General features: G+C 47.2%; 16 protein-coding genes. 3 read left to right on the forward strand and 13 right to left on the reverse strand.

Annotated features, from left to right (window positions below):
- Window positions 1-13: 13 nt before the first annotated feature.
- On the reverse strand, window positions 14-1,192 hold the full coding sequence (locus IRJ25_RS07080; RefSeq protein WP_264092467.1) for an HD domain-containing protein: 1,179 nt from the start codon (window positions 1,190-1,192) through the stop codon (window positions 14-16).
- Between the two features lie 155 nt (window positions 1,193-1,347).
- Between IRJ25_RS07080 and IRJ25_RS07085 the strand changes: the two genes are divergently transcribed.
- Window positions 1,348-1,860: a hypothetical protein gene (locus IRJ25_RS07085; protein ID WP_214688805.1), complete on the forward strand. Its 513-nt coding sequence runs from the start codon at window positions 1,348-1,350 to the stop codon at window positions 1,858-1,860.
- A gap of 38 nt (window positions 1,861-1,898) precedes the next feature.
- On the opposite strand, the gene hfq is transcribed toward IRJ25_RS07085, so the two are convergent.
- The 8 genes from hfq to IRJ25_RS07125 form a co-directional block, all read right to left on the reverse strand.
- Window positions 1,899-2,147, reverse strand: coding sequence for an RNA chaperone Hfq (gene hfq / locus IRJ25_RS07090; RefSeq protein WP_012726185.1), 249 nt, complete (start codon window positions 2,145-2,147; stop codon window positions 1,899-1,901).
- Between the two features lie 27 nt (window positions 2,148-2,174).
- Window positions 2,175-3,110: a tRNA (adenosine(37)-N6)-dimethylallyltransferase MiaA gene (gene miaA / locus IRJ25_RS07095; RefSeq protein WP_264092466.1), complete on the reverse strand. Its 936-nt coding sequence runs from the start codon at window positions 3,108-3,110 to the stop codon at window positions 2,175-2,177.
- Window positions 3,111-3,387: 277 nt separating this feature from the next.
- Window positions 3,388-3,867, reverse strand: coding sequence for an SMI1/KNR4 family protein (locus IRJ25_RS07100; protein WP_264092465.1), 480 nt, complete (start codon window positions 3,865-3,867; stop codon window positions 3,388-3,390).
- A gap of 158 nt (window positions 3,868-4,025) precedes the next feature.
- Entirely contained in the window at window positions 4,026-4,625 is a 600-nt protein-coding gene (locus IRJ25_RS07105) for an AmiS/UreI family transporter (RefSeq protein ID WP_269318014.1), read from the reverse strand.
- Between the two features lie 104 nt (window positions 4,626-4,729).
- Window positions 4,730-5,590: a PPK2 family polyphosphate kinase gene (locus IRJ25_RS07110; protein WP_215244001.1), complete on the reverse strand. Its 861-nt coding sequence runs from the start codon at window positions 5,588-5,590 to the stop codon at window positions 4,730-4,732.
- 95 nt (window positions 5,591-5,685) lie between these two features.
- The gene (locus IRJ25_RS07115; protein ID WP_159562219.1) at window positions 5,686-7,215 is read right to left on the reverse strand and encodes a M4 family metallopeptidase; all 1,530 of its coding nucleotides are present in this window, start codon (window positions 7,213-7,215) and stop codon (window positions 5,686-5,688) included.
- Window positions 7,216-7,391: 176 nt separating this feature from the next.
- Window positions 7,392-8,390 (reverse strand): ABC transporter permease, encoded by a 999-nt coding sequence (locus IRJ25_RS07120; RefSeq protein WP_269318015.1) that lies wholly within the window; start codon window positions 8,388-8,390, stop codon window positions 7,392-7,394.
- Complete coding sequence (locus tag IRJ25_RS07125) at window positions 8,383-9,303, reverse strand: ABC transporter ATP-binding protein (protein ID WP_269318016.1); 921 nt, start codon at window positions 9,301-9,303, stop codon at window positions 8,383-8,385. The genes IRJ25_RS07120 and IRJ25_RS07125 overlap by 8 nt, the downstream gene beginning before the upstream one ends.
- Before the next feature lie 118 nt (window positions 9,304-9,421).
- Between IRJ25_RS07125 and IRJ25_RS07130 the strand changes: the two genes are divergently transcribed.
- Window positions 9,422-10,171 (forward strand): GDSL-type esterase/lipase family protein, encoded by a 750-nt coding sequence (locus IRJ25_RS07130; protein ID WP_214783158.1) that lies wholly within the window; start codon window positions 9,422-9,424, stop codon window positions 10,169-10,171.
- A gap of 31 nt (window positions 10,172-10,202) precedes the next feature.
- Here IRJ25_RS07130 and IRJ25_RS07135 read toward each other — a convergent pair whose 3' ends face one another.
- Both IRJ25_RS07135 and IRJ25_RS07140 read right to left on the reverse strand, forming a co-directional pair.
- A complete protein-coding gene (locus IRJ25_RS07135; protein WP_214783154.1) occupies window positions 10,203-10,874 on the reverse strand; it encodes a hypothetical protein in 672 nt (223 codons plus the stop codon).
- A complete protein-coding gene (locus tag IRJ25_RS07140) occupies window positions 10,861-11,991 on the reverse strand; it encodes a mandelate racemase/muconate lactonizing enzyme family protein (protein WP_214783151.1) in 1,131 nt (376 codons plus the stop codon). The genes IRJ25_RS07135 and IRJ25_RS07140 overlap by 14 nt, the downstream gene beginning before the upstream one ends.
- A 79-nt stretch (window positions 11,992-12,070) precedes the next feature.
- Between IRJ25_RS07140 and IRJ25_RS07145 the strand changes: the two genes are divergently transcribed.
- Window positions 12,071-13,270 (forward strand): hypothetical protein, encoded by a 1,200-nt coding sequence (locus IRJ25_RS07145; protein ID WP_269318017.1) that lies wholly within the window; start codon window positions 12,071-12,073, stop codon window positions 13,268-13,270.
- Between the two features lie 15 nt (window positions 13,271-13,285).
- On the opposite strand, the gene nhaC is transcribed toward IRJ25_RS07145, so the two are convergent.
- A complete protein-coding gene (gene nhaC, locus IRJ25_RS07150; protein ID WP_441316668.1) occupies window positions 13,286-14,686 on the reverse strand; it encodes a Na+/H+ antiporter NhaC in 1,401 nt (466 codons plus the stop codon).
- Between the two features lie 162 nt (window positions 14,687-14,848).
- A complete protein-coding gene (locus IRJ25_RS07155) occupies window positions 14,849-15,937 on the reverse strand; it encodes an amidohydrolase (RefSeq protein WP_269318019.1) in 1,089 nt (362 codons plus the stop codon).
- Between the last annotated feature and the right edge of the window lie 6 nt (window positions 15,938-15,943).

A 15,943-nucleotide genomic window follows, 5' to 3' on the forward strand; every position in this document is an offset into this window, starting at 1 on the left:
TACCACCCTTTTCTTACAAATCTTCGTGCGCGCGAGCCCATTTCTCATAACGCGCATCCAATAAATCAATCAAGTGAAGCATCCAAGCCTCCGTCGTCATCGGGAGGACACTCGATCCCCACTCACGTTTCCCATGATGTGATAAAATCATGTGCCAGATTCGATGGTGGACATCCAATGGCAGTCGCGTCGACGTCTGGCGTAACGTTTCTTCAAACAATAGCCCACCGTATGGCATATGCCCGATTAGTGTGCCCATCGGGTTGATGGAGATGCCGGTCGTTTCACTTGTGCCCTCAACAGGAGATAACTTCTCAAAACGATTCGGACTAGATAACAGATGACTGTATTCATATATTTTTCCGATGTCGTGGAAGAGGATTCCAAGTGCGAGTTCATCCCAATTCAACGGTTCTTTCCGCTCGGCCATCGCTTCACAGGCGGCATACAGCGATTCAAACGTTCCTTTATATGCCTGTTCGATTTTAACACCGTTCATCGTATTCCAAAGGTCGACTTTGTGCAACTGCTCGGCTTCTTTGATTACACGAAACACCATCGCCAAATAGTCATCTTGCTCTTGAATCCGATAGCCGAGACGAAGCATACACACGGTATGCTTCAATAGACCTCCCGCATAGTTATGATGGTGGTAGAGTGCCGCTGGCGATAGTACGAAATCATCCCAAACGAAATCAAGGAGGCCGTAGGCGATCTGTTGATAGGTCGGTGACAACGTATCAATCAAACTGAACAATTCATCCGCAAACTGCTCCATCGTCTCATCCCCTGGCAAGCCTGGTAATAACGAGATTGCCTCATCTTTTGAGATAGGATGGACGCGGTCAATCGTAATCGATTTGGCGCCATCCGGTTTTGGATAGACATCGATTTTCCCGGACAATTCGATGACACCCGATTCATAGATTGGAAGTAGTTCACTCTCATTTCCACGTAGCCAATGCTTCGCACGCATCATCCCGTTCGCCGTCGTAACACTTAGTTGAAGCCATTTCGCACCATTCTTTCCTTCTCTAACCTCGACTGTACTGACGAGCGCTTTTGTTTGGACAGGGGTCCCATCGGCTAACTGGTCTAAACGGTCCTTTGATTTGTCTATTTGTGGTATTTGAAATCGATCATGGTTCATCGATGATCCGATGACTGGATCAATTTGTTGATAATAGTTCATAATCATTCCCTCCTCGCATCTTCTGACATTGTATCGTGTTTCCGCTCATTAGGCGAACATACTTTCTAGTAGGGTCATGATTTCACATTCATTATATTGAAAGCGCTTACGATTATTGATACGATAAAGGTAGTTCGATAAAGGGGGAAACGAGAATGATTTCATTAATCGATACGTATGAGCGTTTCATCGCCTCGGGGGAAGCGACACGTTATGCACAAGAGCAACAATCCATTGAACATATTCTAAAAGCGTCAACTTGTCCGGTGGGCATGCAGGACTTAGAACTGTCACTCACGCATCTTTCCGGTAATCCATATGCTAAAGATGCATCACTCGACAAAATTGTCGAACATGAGATGAAAGGGGCCATGGCGGCGCTTGAGCTTTCTGGTTACCCACTTCAGACACCGCTAGCGAAAGCAGTCATCTTGTCTGCGTTCGCTCGAACGAACCGACTCAATATTGATAAGCTAAAAGAACTGAGCCACGCCGACCTTCTCGTCCGAATTCAATCGGCAGAGCGCGCTTGGAAGCGGACATACACATTGTTACACCGTTCGACGCCGACTCAGATTTGTGGTCAAATGGATTCACTCCTCGGTGGATGCGCCATTCAACGCGTTCTTGAGGCAATCAAACAACCGGGAACGACAAAAACAGCATAAGAAAAGGAGCGGTCCCCGGGCCGCTCCTTTTCTTATGCTCATCCTTCTGTTACTTCAACTGCATCCGGCTCATATAGCGTCACGTTACGTGCCGGAGAGAAAGTCGAAATCGCATGTTTATAGATCAATTGTTGACGACCTTCCGACTCGACGATGACGGTAAAGTTATCAAATGACTTGATGACACCTCGAATTTGAAACCCGCTCACTAAAAATACGGTCGTTGGTACCATTTCTTTTCGAAGTTGATTCAAAAAATGGTCTTGGATGTTGTAGCTCGCTTTCATGCTGGATTCCCCCTAGTCTTTATCTCTTTAAAATAATCGGAATTTTCGAAAAAACCCCTCTACATCATCATAAATATTTTTATATGATAGTTCAAATGATTTTCGACCCATATCCACCCAAATTCCATCAAATTGATGACGGAACCAAGTTAATTGCCGTTTCGCGAACTGTCTTGTGTGCTGTTTAAGCAAATCTGTCGCTTTCTCTTTCGAGATGTTTCCATCGATGAATGGAATCATTTCTTTATACCCGATGGCTCGCATCGCCTGCGTATCACGATATCCTTGTGCCAAAAGTCGTTCGACTTCCTCGACCAGTCCTGCTTTCATCATCGCATCGACGCGTTGATTGATTCGGTCGTATAATATCTCACGATCTGCGTGGAGGACGAACAATCGATAATCATAATGTTCGGATGGCGCACTGTCCGTCGTCTGTGTATCCCCTTGCATCGCTACCTCGAGCGCCCGCACGACGCGACGCACGTTATTCGGGTGAATCGTAGCCGCACGCTCTGGGTCAAGTTGGACCAATCGTTGATGTAACGCCTCTCGCCCTTCGACTTCCGCCAACCGTTCGAGTTCTTCCCGCAACGCTTCATCGACAGGTCGCTCCACAAATTCATAATCGTATAAGATGGAGCGAATGTATAGCCCCGTGCCACCGACGATAATCGGTAACTTGCCACGGGCATAAATATCATCGATGGCGGCACGCGCCAATTGTTGAAACATCGCGACACTCATGGCATCATCCGGGTCACAAATATCGATCAAATGATGCGGGATCCCTTCGGCCTCTTCTTTCGTCACTTTTGCTGAACCGATGTCCATGCCCCGGTACACTTGAACCGAGTCACCCGAGACGATCTCGCCGTCGAACGCTTTCGCTAGTTCGATGCCCGTCTTCGTTTTGCCAACAGCGGTCGGACCGACGATGACGACGACAGGTGTTTTTTTCATACATCTCACTCCTCAATTAAAAACCCGTCTCCTCACGAGACGGGCCATCAAATTCTTCTTTTTATTCTATCATCAAATACGACGGCAAACAGCATCCAACCACATAAAAGTAATCCGAGTAATAACACGAGACCATCACTCATCTGCTTTCGCCTCCTTTAGCTTCCTCATTCCCACTTTTCACATTTTAGACACAAAATAACTGTAAAAAAGCACACTCAATAAAGAGTGCGCATTTCAAAGTCATCATTCAAATCAAATATTTAGTCATCATCTATTAACCTCTGAACCAATCCCAAAAATGAGCACCTTGGGCGACAATCAAATAGTCGAACCAGCGTGTATAATCCATCGGAAGTTTTTCGGTGTCATCTGTGTAAGTCAAAAATTCTCCAACCCAAATGTAGTTTTCATGTTCATTGACGACCTCGCAAACAATCCATTTCCCATCTCTCCCGACACCGACGGGGATGAATTGTTCAGGGCACTCCCATATTTCCCGATACTCGATCATTTCATCTACATTAAAAAGTCGGATTCCTCCACCGTATGTCGGGTGAACAAATAGGTCAGCGCCATTATGGGTCTTCAAGAATTGAATAATGTCGTTTGGCATCATTTGCTTCAATCGCTTAATTTCAACTTCCATCGCAGGCTCACTGAATAGAAAGTGTAACGTGTCTACATATCCCTCTTCATTTTGTATTTCAATCTGATTACTGACGAGCCTACTTTTCAACGTTTCAAGTGCAATCATCAACTCAACCCCACTTTTTGAAATTAACGACATTCGTACCGTATCATTCATTTCCATTTTTCTAAGTATTGCATATATCGATCTTTCATCGTTCAATAAAAAAAGGTCGTCAGGCACGACTTGATCGCGCTCGATGACCTCGGATCATTTTCAATTCATCATGAAGCAATTTCAATCGTCTGTTTCGTACGTTTGACAGAAACGATGAAGTACAGGATTGCCGTACCGCTCGCCGCCCACCAAACCATGTCATACCATCCGTTCATCAGTCCAGCCATCCCAACCATCGCCGGGACAATCAGCGTCAACCATGATAATACGAGGGCGACACGTGCTGTGATGGCCTTATTCGGTTTTTCGAGTCCCATTCCAAAGAAGAACAACGCCCAAAGGAATGACCAGAAGAACCACGTTAATGCCCCCATCGGATCACTTCCTGCAATCGCCATCACACCGTAAAAAGCGGCTGCAATCGAAACGAATAGCGAGAACCAGCCTACGCCACGGCCGTCTAAATTCAAAATAAACGTTACCCCTACATATAAATAAGTGAACGCAAATAGATAGATGCTCGCAAAACCGAACTGCTCTTCTGGACTCGCCCCAATCAATAACCATGTGGCGATAAACGTTTGTAAGAGTCCCGTAAACAAACTAAAGAACCCTGCGCTCTTGCTATCCACTTTCCCGAGAAGAACGAGACTATTTAAAAACAGTGCGACGCCACCGAATAATAAACTTACATTACCCACACTCATTACCCCTTTGTACAGATGTCTGACCTTTGTTCTACTGTATCACTTTAGCTTGAATTCGCTTTCAGTGCAAGGGGATTTTTACGTGTTCACGAGAACGCCACGCCTTACTCGTTCTCAAGGGTTTGGATGGCCTCGTCGATTCGTTCTTGTTCCTCATCCGTGAAAGTCGGATACTGTGGATCAATCCGTTCAAGCACATCAATCATGACTGACGAAATGACAAAACGACTGTACCACTCATCATCTGCCGGCAACACATACCACGGTGAAACTTCTGTTGATGTGTGCGACAACATCTCGGCAAAGATTTCTTGATATTCTTCCCAATGCTGTCGTTCTTCGACGTCACTGAAGGAGAATTCCCAATTCTTTTTCGGGTCCTTTAACCGTTCAAGCAAGCGATCTCGTTGTTTATCCTTAGATACATTGAAAAAGAACTTGATGACTTCGAATCCGTTTTCATGTAAATAGCGTTCATAATCGTTGATTTGACGATAGCGCATCTGCCAGACCTCTTCCTGGTCCATTTCTTCCGGAAGTACTTCGTCCCCCAACAAATCATGGACACGAGGCGCAATGACCTCTTCATAATGGGATCGGTTTAAAATTCCGACCTGTCCTCTTTCAGGTAACAAATCATGCATTCGCCACAGATAGTCGTGCTTTTTCTCCGTATCGGAAGGTTTTTGAAACGCATTCGTCTTCAGTCCTTGGGCGTTCAAATTTGAAAAGATATAGCTGATCGCTTCGTCTTTCCCACCCGCATCAAGCGCCTGCAAGACGACGATAATCCCTTTCTTGCTCTCGGCATACAATCGCCAATGTAGTTCTTTCAATCGCTCGACACTGTTCGGAATGAGTTCAGTCGTCAACGTCTCATCCTCTGGTTTGTCTGAAACAGTCGTCGGATAATCATCTAATTGAATCTTGCTGTTCGGTGACACAATAAAATCCTTCGTGTTCATACTCGTTCTCCTTTTCGCTCGACGTTCAACCTTGATTTACCCAAAAACTGCATAAGAAAATCCCTTCCGAAAATTTCGGAAGAGATGTTGAGAACTTAGTAGATTCCGACAGCGTCAAATGATTTCGCAGCTGATACGGCTTGCGGACTTGTCGCACCGTAAAGGTCTTTCGCAGATTGCACGACCGCTTGACGAAGGCTTGAGAAGTTAGATGTTGGTGTCAAGTAAACATTGAGGGCACGGTAGTAGATATCCCCCATCGCCATGACTCCTACACCTTGTACCGATACGCCGTAGTGTGATCCACCATTACCTAAGAGGTATGCCGCTTTGTTGACGATACCTGAGTTGATGTGAACCCCACCATTATCTTGTGTGCCTGTGTAACGTTTCGAGTAGTGATCTGGGTCACCGTATGCAGCCGGGTTCGCCATCGAACGAAGTCCGTCGCCCGCTACACCTGGTGTGTAGATGTCTTCCCCTACCAACCAGTCGAAGTTAGTGCCGACGCTATATTCCGCCACTGTACCTAGGATATCCGATACTGCTTCGTTGATCGCCCCAGACTCGTTTTGATAGATTAATCCTGCCGTGTACTCCGTGACCGCGTGAGTCAATTCGTGAGCGACTACATCAAGTGCACCTGAAAGATACGTGAACGTTTGACCGTCTCCGTCTCCGTATACCATCTTACTTCCATCCCAGAACGCATTGTTGTAGCTGCGGCTATAGTGAACCGTAGAGTTTAATGCAGCTCCGGCGTTGTCATAGCTGTTCCGTCCGTAAGTGTTTTTGTAGAAATCATATGTCTTTGTCGCGTTGACGTGTGCAGAGACAGCGGCACGGTCGTAAGTCGTGTTCAAGACGTTATCCACGTCAGCCCATAGCGAACCTGGGAGTGTCGTACGGTTTTTCGCATCGTACGTATAGATTCCCTTTCCACGCGTTGAGTCTTGAAGGTAATAGTAAGAACCGCTCTTCGTTGTCTTGAACGTTTGGCTGTAGCCGAGCACATCGATTCCCGTTCCCGTATAGGTCGTACCTGTCACACCGTTCGTCGGTCTCGCGTGAGCCAACTGGTCGAATTTATTGAGTACCTCACCCGTTCCCGCATCGATGAAGTATGTCCAACGTGATGGCTCTTCCGCTTCAAGGATCGTTCCGGTCACTTGATATGCATAGACCGACTTGTCACCTTTTGGATAGACAATCAATTCTGCTTCCGGTTCGAGCTCGTAGGCCCCTTTATGACCGACAAGCTTTTTGTAACTCGCGATGGCTTTCTTTTCAGTTAACTTGATCGACTTATGTAGGTTCTTGACCGATTTCGCATCATCCACGACTGTCTTCAATTGACCCGCTTCATCTACGACACCGACTACCACACCACCGAATACTGGCACGCCATCAACTGTCTGTTGGAGTTTAACCACTTTCCCGACTTTGTCTGACTTCGACTCGATCGTCTTGAACTCACCTTTTGATTTGACGTACTCTTTTACAATCGTTGTCGGTGCACTCTCTGATGGTTTCGTCAGAGTGCCTGACTTCAATTCTGCCGCACCGACCAATTGTGGGACGAGCAAGACGCCTGCGATTAGTGATGTAGAAACAACTTTTTTCATGTGTTTACCTCCTTTGTGATGATTCTTACTTTACACACTTTCCCACAAAGGCTGTATCCATCTTTTTAATTATTTTGATAATTCATAATATTGAGTATTTAGAACCATTCATTCTATTTACGACCTAATTTTATCCAAAAAAAATTCGTGCTCCTTTAGGAAAGGAGCACGAATAATTAATACACATCTTTTTGGGTAAAGTGGTAAAACGCATACGCCAAAGCGACCATCGACCAAATGAGAATGACGAGTAGCGAAAACGGTAACGTCATCCCATCAATCGGAGGAGCCTGCCCTTCCAAATAGGTATGAAGACCGAAGTTGACGTTCACCAGGTATTTCGAGCTATCCCAGTTTGAGCCAAGCGATGTCAAGAGTGGCCCCGAGATGAGGACAGCCATCATGATTCCGATTCCAGTCGCCGTATTTTTCACCAAGACAGAAATCATGAGAGAAATTGTCCCGACCGCAGCCACGACGAGCCATGAAAGACCCATCGACATAAGCAGGTACTCCCACATCGGCAACGTATGCACAAAGTCGGTCGAGAAGGTTCCGGTCGGCGAAGCTTGGAAACCGGTCAAAATCGGAGCATTCCATCCGTCCCAGCCGAGAACAATACCGGATATGGCGTAACTGACGACGGCGGTCACAAATATTAAGATCGAAGTATAAAAGAGCGTCGTCAGCCATTTGGCGAGCAAGATCTTATATCGCCGGACCGGTCGCGATAACAATGTCTTGATCGTTCCATCGTTATGTTCTCCGCTCACGATATCTGCCATCAATACAATAATGAACAGCGGTAGGACAAGCGTAGTCCCTTGGGAGAAGAAGACGCGCATAAACGTCGGAGCTCCCGGATAATTCGGATTGATATCATTATCAAGATAATACTGATTCTGTTGGACTTGGAACTCAAGAATCTGCCGAAACTCGTCTTGGACGTTCGCGGAGGCGAGTCGGTTTTGTGTATCGATGATTTCTTGCTGGAGATCGACACGCCAATCAATCGTTCCTTGTTCTTCGCGTTGTTTCTCGATTTGACGATAGTTCGCATACGTGAACATCGAAACAAGTACGATCAAGATGATAGAGACGACCATCAATCTGCGTTTCCGATGAATCTTGAGCACTTCATTACGAATGAGGCCGAGCATAGATGGATTAGGCAATGTGATCACCGCCTGTCAACGTGATGAAGAGGTCCTCTAACGTTTGGACTCGGCGCTCGAGTCCGAACACCTCGACATCTCTTTCCATCAAATATCGATTCAACTTCGCCGTCTCTTCCACGTTCATGGAAATACGAATCGTTCGTTCGTCCACCACGTCCGCTTGGTCGATTCCTTCGTACCCTTGAACGATCGGCAATACTTCGAAGCTATTCGTCACATGTAAGTCGACCGTTGACGCGAGTTCTTCAATCAAAGCATGGACCGTCCCCACCTTGACAATCTTGCCTCGCGACATGATGGCGACTCGGTCCGCTAATAGCTCAATTTCAGCTAGGATGTGGCTCGACACAAGAACACTCAGCCCCGTTTCTTCTACGAGACGACGGATGAAAAGTCGTAAATCCCGAATCCCCATCGGATCGAGCCCGTTCGTCGGCTCATCCAAGATGAGCACCCGTGGATTGTTTAATAACGCTTGGGCAATCCCGAGCCGCTGACGCATCCCGAGAGAGTACGTCTTCACTTTATCATCGATTCGAGCAGTCAAATCGACGAGGTCAATGACTTCTTGGATTCGCTTATCATCGACGCCAGGTAACATGCGTGCGAACGCTTCTAAGTTCTCACGTCCGGATAGAAACTTATACAGCTCTGGATTCTCGACGATTGCGCCGATTTGATTCATTGCTTGGACGAATTGTTTGTCGACACGATACCCACAAATCGATACATTTCCTTTCGTCGGTTTGATCAAGCCAACAATCATTCGAATCGTCGTCGTCTTCCCGGCGCCGTTCGGCCCTAAAAATCCGAAGACCTCACCCGGGTAGACGTTTAACGAAATGTTATCGATAATCGTCTTTTTCCCAATCACTTTAGTTAGTTGATGTAGCTTTAACGTCGGTTCCATTGTCTCACCTCTTTCTTTATTCTATCGGACAAAAGCGAATCTGTCCTATTCGAACATTCACATAGGGCACATCCATTTATATTTGATATGATGTTTATATAGAAAGCGAGGTCAGCCCATGAAACAGTCGAAATGGTATGCATTTTTAAGTGGCGCCGTTCTTTTAACGGGAATCGCCGTCTACGGTCTATGGATCGGCTATCAAGATATCGTCAATCCGCCGGAGCGAACACTTTCCGTCTCCGAAGATGAACGTCCCGAGCCAGAAGGAGACGTCTACGTCGCATTAGGCGATTCGTTGACACGCGGTGTGGGGTCAACATCAGGCGCAGGATATGTACAGCCTGTCAGCACTGCTCTTGAAGAAGAAGGCGTACGTACGCAAAACCTTGCCGTGTCTGGGGCACGAACAGAAGATTTACTCACACAACTCGAGCAACCTGAAGTGCGTCGAACGATTGAGAACGCACGATATATCACGTTGACCATCGGTGGAAACGATTTGTTCAACCGTGGGGAAAACGTCGATAACTTCGAATCCGTCGATATTCAACAAGTGGTCACGGATGCGAAGACGAATTTAGAAACGATTTTCACTGAAATTCGATCACTCAACGATTCAGCAACCATCGTGTATATCGGTCTATACAATCCGTTTCAAAATGATGAGAATGGACAAGCATTCAATCAGCTCATCCTTGATTGGAACGCATCCGCGAAGCAATTGGCGAATACGCAGAATATCGATGTGATCGATCCGTTCGCCTACATCTCTGACTTATCAAGAGATTTAGCGTCCGATCAGTTCCACCCGAGTGACCGTACGTATGAGAAATTCGCGAATGATGTACTCTTCGTTCTCGAATAAACAAAATCCTCGTCAGCTTGACGAGGATTTTTTACTTCTCATATCGAACAATCCACTGTTCCCCTTGTTTCATCATGCCCGTCCCGACCCAACCGGCTTGAAGCAACTCAACTTGTCGCCCACGATTTTCCATCGGTACATCTTGCGCAACTGATGTGGGATGCCACGAACGATGCATCTCTTTGTAAAAGATATAGCGGAGTTTCCCGCCATACTTTTCTTTCAACGCCCCGATTCGGAGTCCAAGCGTGAACTTGTCTTTCATGCTTGGAATATTGAACGGTGCGACAGTCGCACAGACGACATCGAATCGATCCTCCGATTCCACTTGTGCCATCAACAGTTTGCCTAAATGTGTCTGTAGTCCATATCCACGGAAGTCTGGATGGACGTTCGTCACTTCCTGATACAGGACACGTTCAAGCGAATCCTCCGGCCATCCGATATCTCGCCCTAGATGCTCCGCATCAATCGGTGGGATGAGCATCGCTCGGAACGCGATAATCCGACCATCTGCTTTTGCCCCAATCAACGTCTGATCCGTCAACAGTTTCGTGAACTCTTCAACCGATAACGATTGATAGTGCTCCGGTTCAGCCAACGCCTGAATGACCGTATCTTGAACGGCTAACAGTTCCGGTAAATCCGACAAGCCTAGGACGCATACATGAAGTGAAAGGTCTTTGATCTCACCTTGCCACATGCGACTCATCTCCAACCACGTAAGATTCCGTCGTCAATTCACGTAACACGTCCTCATCGACGTCAATACCTAGTCCCGGACGATCGTTCAGCGAGATGATTGGTAAATCATATGATAAGTTTCCTACATCTTTCCCGAACCGGAGCGGACCCGTCAACTCGACCGTCTTCACGATTTTACTCGAGAAAGCGACATGGAATCCTGCACTCGATGCAATGGAGGATTCGACCATAGAACCAATCTGGCTTTCGATTCCGGACATCTCCGCCATATGGACCAACTTCTTCGCTGGATAGATGCCACCGCACTTCATCAGCTTGATGTTCGCTTTATGGGCTGCCTGCATCATCGTCAAGCGTCTCATATCGTGAATATCTTTCAACCCTTCATCCATCATGAGCGGGACTGAGATTTTTTGTTTCACTTCGAGCATGCCTTCAAAATCATCCGCCTTGACCGGTTGTTCGACCCAGTCGATTCCATACGGTTCGAGTAGACGCATGGCTTGAACCGTATTGGCCGCGTTGATCCATCCCTGGTTAACGTCGACTCGAATCGGCACGTCATTTCCTACCGCTTCCCGTACCGCCTTGACACGCGCCACGTCCGTTTGCACATCGACTCCGACCTTCATCTTCACTGCTGTATAGCCTCGTTTCATTTGTTCGAGTGCCTCTTGTGCCATATGGCTCGGCTCTCCGATACTCAAGACGTGAGTGACTGGGAATGATTCATGGTACCGACCGCCAATCCATTCGTAGATTGGTTGATTCAGCTTTTTCCCGATCACATCATGACACGCGATATCAAGTGCTGCTTTGGCAGCCGGAACACCACGAATCGCACGGTCCATCTCGTCATGAATATGCTCTAGGTGCATCGGATTTTTTCCGATTAAGAGCGGAGCCAATAGATGACGGAGTACACTGACCGTGCTCTCAGCGGACTCACCCGTCACATGCTCATCCGCCACGGCTTCTCCATAACCGACAAGTCCACATGCGGTTGTCATTTTGACGATGACAGAAGGCATATCATCATAACGGTGATAACTGACGATGAATGGTACCTTTAATGGAAAGCGAACCGAGAAAATTTCTATTTTTTGAATATTCATGTTCATCACTCCTTTACTTCAACTGTCCTTTCCTCTATATTGTCGTTATATAGTCGCTAAATTGCAAGGGGGATTTTACATGTCCATCCATATCGCCGTTGTCGGCTCACCATCGTTTATACAACAGGTACAGAACGGTTCTTCCTTACCCGATGTTCGAATCGAGGGATTTCCTTATGATGACCCGCGAGAAGCGAAAGACATCGCTACGCATCTCCTATTTTTCGACGGAGTGTTCTTTTCCGGTTCATTCCCTTATACGTATGCGACGGAGGAAATGACCCTTCCATTTGCCCATCACGTCGTTCAAGATGATGTCGTGTTATTGACGTCACTCTTATATGTGACATTGACACAACAGCTCCGACTCGAACATCTCTCTATCGATCTCGTTGATGCGTCACGACTTGATTCGATTTTAGCATCGTTTCCAAGCCACATGTCGCCACCGCAAGTGAAAGAACTCAGTCCGTATATGAATTTCGAAGAGTTGATTTCGTTTCATGAGCAACTTCAACGAACTGGGACGACTCGATTCGCCTTAACGAGTGTCGAACGAGTCCATCGACACTTAGTGGAAAATGGTTTTGCTAGTCAGCTCATGATTGAGCCAGAAGAGAGAATTTTCCACCACTTCCATGATTTTATTCAACAGATTCGATTGAACAAATCAGACCAGTCACAACTCGCCGTGCTCTTCTACTCGGATGCAAGTGAAGATACGCTCAACCATACGACAAAACATCATTATTTCGGTGGTAAATTGATGGAGACCACTCAAGACGGTATCGTCCTATTATCGAGTAAAGGAAGGATTGACTCCGCCATGTCAAACGGTTCCATCTTGTCAGAGAACATTTCTGGTCATGTAGGGATCGGGTATGGTTCCGATTATCAACGCGCCGTTGAGCATGCCGAACTTGCCCTTCATACGACAAACAATGCCGCTATACGCATCGTCGACGATTCAAAACGAATGACGTTCACCGACCAACCGGCACCGATTCATTTCCGCGTCACGCAAACGCGTGTCTATGACATGATGAAACAGACGGGTATGAGTCCGACCAATATCGAAAAGCTCATTCATTTTTCAATGGACCATCTCGAGTTTACAGCGAAAGAGCTGACCGACCATTTAAACGTGACACGTCGCACGACAGAGCGACTCATTAAAAAATTGGTTGATGCAAAACTCGTTCATCCGATTGGCGAAGAGATGAGCTACAGCCAAGGTCGTCCGCGCACCGTCTATAAATTTCAATTCCCGGTCGATTGACGACCGGGAATCGTTTTATTGAGCCGCTTGTTCCGCGACAGGTTCTTCCTGTTGAATGACCGCGATGCGCTCAATCGTATATCCCGTGAAGGCATATACAATCGAAATGACCGGTACAATGAAGTTCAAGACGGCGTACGGTGCATATTCGAATGCTCCGACCCCGAGTGTGCCGAGGATGAATACCCCACACGTGTTCCACGGGATAAACACGGATGTCAACGTTCCTCCATCCTCGAGGGCACGAGATAAGTTTTTCGACTGTAATCCTATTTTTTCATACGCTCCAGCAAACATGCGTGACGGGACGACGATTGAGATGTACTGCTCCGAGCACGTCGCATTCGTCGCAACTCCCGCTAAAATCGTTGAAGCAATCAACGAACCTGCCGTTTTCGCCAACTTCAAAATTTGGTTCATAATGGATTGTAGCATCCCCGAATATTCTAAAATCCCACCGAACGTCATCGCGACGATGGTCATCGAGACCGTGTACATCATCGCATCAAGACCACCTCGGCTGAAGAGGTTATCGACCAGTTCATTACCCGTATCAATGACATAGCCACTTTGAAGAGCGCCTACGCTGTCTGCAAGCGTTCCGCCTTGAATGAACACTTGAGCCAAGAAACCTAGGGCAATCCCGACGACGAGTGCTGGAATCGCCGGCACCTTCTTTGCGACGAGCAAAATGACGGCGAGTGGAACGAGGAGTAACCATGGTGAGATGACAAAACTGTCCTCTAAAATCGTCAATGTCTGTGTGATTTCAGACGAGTCTGTCGAAGAATCTGCAAATCGTCTACCGAGCCATGCGTATACCCCGAGTGCAATGATGAGTCCTGGAATTGTCGTATAGAGCATGTGTCGAATATGTACGAATAAATTCGTATGAGTTAATCCTGCCGCCAAGTTTGTCGTGTCTGACAAAGGCGACATCTTATCCCCGAAGTAAGCTCCTGAGATGACCGCCCCCGCTACCATCGGCGCCGGTATCCCCATACTCAGCCCGATGCCCATCCCCGCTACACCGATCGTCCCCATCGTCGACCATGAACTCCCGATTGAGAGCGCGACGACGGCACAGATGAGACAAATCGTTAACAAAAAGTATGCCGGTGAGATGATCTTCAGTCCGAAATAGATCATCGTGGCAACAATCCCTCCACCAATCCATGCCCCAATCGTCAACCCGACCAAAATGATGATGACGACTGCCGGTAAGGCGAGACGAATCCCTTTATACATCATCTCTTCAATCTCTTTCCACTTGAACCCGTGACGCCAGGCGACGATTGAAGCGACTGCCGTTCCGACGATGAGCGGAATGTGTGGACCTTGACCGAGCTTAACAATCGAGATGAGCATGACGACGATCATCACCCCGAGTGGCAAGAGCGCCCACCCTAACTTCATGTCTTGCTTGTTCCCCGTTGTTTCCATCTAACTTCCTCCCCTATAGCGAAAATTCAGAATTGTCGTTATATTGTCGCTAATAACGTTATGATAGCGCTTACAAGGAGTGGACGCAATAAAAAAATGAGTGGACAGACATCTGTCTATCTCACCCATCTTGATTTATGTTGCTGCAATCCACAGCGCATCCGCGAGCAGGCGTGCCCCATCTTCTAACGCGTCACGGTCAAACGTCATATGCGGATGATGAAGGCCTGGACCTAAATCAGCGCCGATGCCAATCATCGTTGCATCAAGTGACGGTTTCTCGACAGTATAGAAATGAAAATCATCGCTACCTGACGTGACGATCCGTTCAACGAGAGACGATTCACCGAAGCGTTTCTCAATCGCTCGCTTGGCGATTTGGCTAGACTCTTCCCCAACGACGGCTCCCGGTGTGAAGTCTTGCCACTCCCATTCAAGTTTCACACGATGAAGCTGACCGACCTGGAGTAACATGTCTTCGACACGATTGCGCAGTTCGAGCAATTCTTCATTTTGTTGGGCACGGACGTCAATCGAGAACGTCGCATTTCCTGGAATGATGTTCATGTTGTCACTCCCGGCGTGTACCTTCGTCAACTTGACAGAGTGCGGCTCAAACGGTGACAAGTAAATGCTTTTAAGCATGTGTTGAATCGTGAAGATGACATCGAGTGCGTTTTGTCCTTGATGTGGTCTCGCACCATGCGCATCATCCCCAATGACCTCTCCCTTTAAGAAGAAGGCAGCACCATGTTGAATCGCCGCCGCATATTGTCCCCTTTTCAACTCTTCTTGTGGACGTAAATGGATTCCGAATAGTTGCGTCACGTCCTCTAACGCCCCTCGTTCGATCATGGCGAGCGAACCATTCCCTTGCTCTTCGGCAGGTTGGAAGATGAAACGGATTCGCTTTTGTAACGTTTCGTCTTTCAACTGTTCGAGCGCACCGAGTACCATGCTGATGTTCGCGTCGTGCCCACATGAATGGTTCGCTCGAAACGTACCGTCCACTTGTTGCCATAACGCGTCGATATCGGCGCGGACCGCAATCACTTCTTCTCCCGATCCAATCTCCGCGATTACTCCGGTCACGTCCTCAAACGTTCGATGGGGAATCGACCAGTCTGATAAGATGGATGCGATTGTTCGAGTCGTCTCGACTTCTTTCCAACTGATTTCTGGATGAGCATGGAAATGCTCAAACCACATGAGTACGCTTGTCATATGTAT

Origin of the sequence: Exiguobacterium sp. KJ 601, from assembly GCF_027161185.1 — a bacterium.
Taxonomy (GTDB): Bacteria; Bacillota; Bacilli; order Exiguobacteriales; family Exiguobacteriaceae; genus Exiguobacterium; species Exiguobacterium profundum.